General features: G+C 63.1%; 1 protein-coding gene and 2 pseudogenes. All 3 read left to right on the top strand.

Annotated features, from left to right (window positions below; all coding sequences use genetic code 11):
* Window positions 1-357: pseudogene (locus L9Z73_RS24535) on the top strand (asparaginase); the annotation flags it as partial.
* A gap of 127 nt (window positions 358-484) precedes the next feature.
* Window positions 485-5,080 carry a dermonecrotic toxin domain-containing protein gene (locus tag L9Z73_RS24530; protein WP_247406587.1) on the top strand — a complete coding sequence of 1,532 codons (4,596 nt, stop codon included), beginning with the start codon at window positions 485-487 and terminating at the stop codon, window positions 5,078-5,080.
* A 59-nt stretch (window positions 5,081-5,139) separates the two neighbouring features.
* Window positions 5,140-5,290, top strand: a pseudogene (locus L9Z73_RS24525) (AraC family transcriptional regulator); the annotation flags it as partial.

Raw genomic sequence — 5,290 nt, 5'->3', positions numbered from 1 at the left:
CCGGGCATCGCCGCCGCGCAAGTGGATGCGCTGATCGGCAGCGGCCTGCAGGCACTGATCCTGGAATGCTTCGGCAGCGGCACCGGGCCCAGCGATAACCCCGAGTTCCTCGCCAGCCTCCAGCGTGCACAGGCGCAAGGCGTGGTCGTGGTCGCCATCACCCAATGCCATGAAGGCGGCGTGGAACTGGACGTCTACGAAGCTGGCAGCCGTTTGCGTGGCGTGGGCGTGTTGTCCGGTGGCGGCATGACCCGTGAAGCCGCGTTCGGTAAGTTGCAGGCCCTGCTCGGTGCTGGCCTCGCGACCAGCGAAGTGCGCCGCCTGGTGGAACTGGACCTGTGCGGTGAGTTGGCCTGAATCAGGTCGCAACCTGAGTAAAAAACCCCGGCCAACTACATAGTTAGCCTCCTCCCTGCCTCGCCACTTTCTAGCATGCCGAAGCTGTTCTTCCGGCAGCGTCCATGAAATGGCAAGGCAGGAACCCATGAGCCAACAAACGTCTACCCCCCCACACAGCCCCTCCGATACGCTGATCACTCAACTCTGCGTCGGCCCCGCCTTCCGGGAAGCCGCCAGCGCGTTGCTACGGCGCTCGTTGCAGGAACTCTACCCAGACCTCGGCATCGACCCGGACACCGCCATGGTCGGCACACCGGTATGGGACGTTGTCGACGACGAAATCGTCGCCCGCCCCACCGGGTACCAGCCCCTTACCGACATCCTCACCCACCAGGCCGTCTCGGGCGAACCCACGCTCTATATCGAAGGCGTGCACTTCCTCATTCAGCAGAAAAACCAGCAACCCACCGCCCACCTGCCGGTGCGCATCACACAGATCGCCACCCTGATCAACCTGCTGGCGCCCCTGATGCTCACCGCCTATCAGGAACAACAAGTGGCGTTCTGGAACACCAGCAATGGCAACTCCGGCACCCACTGGCAAGCCCTGTCCAGCACGCTGCGGTCGCTGTGGAACGTAACCCGTGTCGAGGGGTGGGACGCGCAGGACTGTGCCATGGCCCGCACGCTGTACGCCGCGCCTGAACTGACGCGCCGCCAGGTCGGCGACGACTTCGCCAGCCGCGCCTACCTGGTGGACGTTGATCAGGTCGACGGCGCAACCGTGACCCACTTGGGCGTGCTGTCGATCGCCGTGCTGATCGGCAGCTATGAAGGGGAGACCCTTATCCTCACCTACTCGCTGCTCAACGGTTACGAAAAGTTCACCTCGCTGGAACAACTGGGCCGGAGCTTGCCCGACTACCTCAACCGCCAATCGCGCACCCACATCCAGTGGCGACTGTTCGAACCCACGGGGCATTTTTTCGATCACCAGGCTTGCACGCTGATCGCCCATCAGCTCGCCTTCATTGCGCAACTCGACGTTCAGCAACTGAGCCGCACCGACCCCAGCGAGTCCTCACTCAACCTGCCACCGGCCACCAAAGAGCTGGTGGGTGAAAAGCAACCCGACCTCAAACCCTATCTCGACGCGCTGCCTAAGTGGCTGACGTCTGCCTCCACCACCGACCTGAGTCTCTACGCCCGCTATCTGAAAGACCTCGCCGCCCTACACAGCCTCAACGCCGGCAAGTCCTATGACGACGACATCCCGCAGATCCAGACCTACGCGCTGGACAGGCTGCGCACCGAAATGCTCAAGGAGCACGCCGACGCGGCGAACCTGCACTTGGATAACATCGAGATTCAGGTGCGCAGCCTGATCGTCTGGGGCAGTTTCACCCTGCCGGGCAAGGTCGACACCGCCCTCTTCAGCCTGGCCGACCTGGCCCTGCAAAACCTGATCAGCCTGCCCCTCGGCGACAAAAGCATTCGCCTGCGCAACGGCGGCGCCCTGCCTGAGTGGCTGACCGTGGCCTACATCGAAAGCCTGATCCGCCGGGTGGACATCGGCCAACGCTACCCGGCCCTGGCCAAAAGCAAGTTGCTCGACAACACCCTCGAATCCACCCGCCGCCAGGGCCTGTACAGCAGCCATTTGCGTATCCAACTGCCGCTGCAGGCGTTGCAATACAAAATAAGCCAACACGCCGGGGTCGACGAGCTGGGATATCGCTACGTCGCTGCCGTGCTAGCGCCAGAGACGGCGGACCGCCAGGTCGACGGGCAAACCATCGTCCTTCGCCCCCTGGCCTTCGCACCGAAAAACCGTAGCGCAGGCACGCAAGACGTGGTCGCCAACATGTTTGTGATAGGCCCCCAAGACCAGAGCGCCGGGCCCTGCCTGTTGTATCGCCCGATGGCCGAGCTGCAACTGCTGCAATACCCGTCGCCGGCCGACCTGCTGTATGCGATCCGCCAATCGCGCCATCTGCGCGACTCGGTCCTGGCCTGGCTGCCGGACAGCGTGCGCGACGACTATGCCCGCTACGCGTTCCCCGGCGAACTGCCCTCGCCCTGGGCCGTCGTGGAGCTGCTGCTGGACCCGGTCAAACTCTATACGATGAGCGGCCCCATGGACCTGGGCACGCAAGTGCTCAGCGGTGACCTGCCCGGCGAACTGTTCAAGGCCAACGCCAACGCGCTGATCACGCTGGCGGACCGTCAGTCGGCGTCGAACGCCGAAAGCCGCTGGGCGTCGTTCAAGCAGGCGGGCTGGCTGATCTTCAACGCGGCACTGCCGTTCCTGGGCCGAACCGTGAACACCGCCGCCTGGATCTGGCAGATCCTGGATCAACTGCAAGCGGTGGTCGACGCGCGGCAGCAGAAGGACAAACCGGCTGAATGGTCCGCCCTGGCGGCATTACTGCTCAACCTCGGGATGGTGCTGACCCTGCACATCGCCAGCCGCAACGCGCCGTCAGAGCCCCGCCTGGCCAAGGAAGAGCCGGCGCCGAAACTTCCCGTCGAGCCCGAGGTGATCGCCAAGCCCGTAACGGTCAAACAGTTGGCCAACCTCTCGGCACCTGAACTGCCCGGCAATCACCCGCATGCACTGCACACGCTTGCCGCGATCAATCGCAATGCCAGCGACCTGAGCAGCCTGCTGGACAGTTTCAAGGTCGAAAAGCCGGGGGTGCGCAGCAAAGCCTCGTCGCGCATCGGCCCTCAACGTCACCTCTACCCACTGCTCGATAAATGGTACGCACAGGTCGGTGAACGCTGGTTCGAAGTGACGGTGGACGAGAATGACGACGTGCAGATCGCCGACCCCAAGCAACCAATGCGCAACGGCCCCTTTCTGATCGGCAATCTCAAGGGCGAGTGGTTCATCGACACCCGGCTGCGCCTGCGTGGTGGCGGCTCAAGGAGCCTGGAGCGCAAAGCCCGGGCGGCAGCCGAACGCAAGGCAAGCCAACTGCGCGCCCCGATCACCACCTTCGAGCAACAGAAAAAGACCGCCCAGGAAACCCTGCAAAAGGCTCATCAAGCATTGGTTGACGCCCCGTCGACCTCGGCCCAGGCCGCGCAAAGGGCCTACCTCAATCAACTGGAGGCCCAGCGCACAGACTATGAAACCGCCCTGCAAAACCTCAAAGAGTTGAATGTGGTTGCCCCAACGCCCGACTACCTGCACCGCGCCGTGGGGTATGTCAAAGCTCAACTGAGCCTCAGTTGGACCGGCCTCAACGAGGTGCTGAAAGCCTTTACCCCCAAATTACGCATAACCTTGGACCACATCGCGAAGCAGGCCGCCGATGCACGCGTGCGCAACATCCCCGATGCGCTCGAAATGAACGAAACGCTGCGCGGCATGGTTGGGCGCCTGGATTACTTCGAAACGCGCTTCAACGAACTGCGTGACTTGCCCGGCGAAGGCCTGCGCCTGATAAAGGACACCAAAAGCCTGCTGCCCGCCTACAGCAGCGGCGACCTCAAGGCGTTGCAAGTGACCTTGGCCCGCAACCTGTGCCTGCGCGAAAACACCACCCTCAGCGCACCGCTGGCGTGGACGGCCATCGACCATATCGTCGATGCCTGCGACATCGCCATCCAGGCCCTACGCGACACCTTGCGCGAGCACAGTGACAAGCGAATCGACGAACAGATCGAGACCCTGAGCAGCCTGATCGAACAGTTCACCGTGCTGGGCGAGCGCCTGCAGGACTTCCCCACCGAATTCCCCAGCGTCTCGCTGGCGGAACCACTGACCCGACTGCGCGACCAACTCGATGAGTACACCAAGCGCGCCAGTAACCATCTTGCGCATTTAGCCGACCGGCGCAGCACGCTGAGAGCCACCCCCAGCCCGCCGCCCACTCCGCCACGCGCGCAGAATAAATTCATCCGCACCCGTTACCACGGCATGGTGGTGGGCGAGCCGCAGTTGTCCGACGCGGGCCTGGACACCGGGCTGGTGGATGTTCGCTCGCCCCTGTCCAACACCGTGGTGGCCACGTTTCACGAAAAACCGGACGGCTTTTGGGTGCAACGGGTCAGGAGCGAACAGACGGTGAGCACGCCCATCGACCTGCAAACCAGCGTGGACACCGGCCAGGACCTGCTCGACGGATTACCGGACTTCAAACAACGGATCACCGGGCTGGCCAGTCAAGCCCAGCGCACGCCCATCGGCATCGAATACTTGTACCATCAACACGCCCAGCGCCTGGAACAAGCCACGCGCAACATCGAGCAAGCCCTGACCCAGAAGAACCTCGCGCAAGGCGACGTGGCCCTGGCCAGCACCGTCAAAAAGGCACTCAGCGACGCCGCGACCACCCTCTATCAACACTCCATCGAGAACGTGCTGAGAATGACTCAACAGCACCCGCCCACCCCCTCCGGCGTGCAATGGCTCAAGGCCCGCAACGCGATCACCATCAAAAAAACCATCAGCCGACGGCGCATCAAGTCCATCAGGCCCGATTACCTGGACGAATACACCATCACCGAAAGCAGCACCCATAAGGTGCTGTGGTATGCGCATTTTCACTACTCGACCGACTGGACCACGTCCCGGTCGTTTATCCGCGCACGCCTCAAGACACCACGAGAGCACAGCCTTGGCGCGGCAGCCGATACCACCAAAGGCCTGAGCAGCACACAACGCGTGGCATTCCACCGCAGCGAGATCAACGAGAGTCAGGCCGCAACGTTATTTTTCAACCCGGCCTGACACGCAGACGACGGCACACAACTTGCTCCTTCACCGCACCAGACCCGTTGGAGCCGTCGATGCTGCACGCTCATCTCACCACCCTCAACGCGGTGTCGCTGGTGCTCAACACCTTCAAGGCCGAAGGGCTGCCCAGCGAGGCCTTGCTCGCGGGCAGCGGCATCTGCGCCGCGGACTTGAGCCGCGCCGACACGCGCATCACCACCAATC

The organism is Pseudomonas emilianonis (genome assembly GCF_023072625.1).
Classification (GTDB): Bacteria; Pseudomonadota; Gammaproteobacteria; order Pseudomonadales; family Pseudomonadaceae; genus Aquipseudomonas; species Aquipseudomonas paraveronii.
This window is presented reverse-complemented; position numbering and strand designations above follow the sequence as displayed.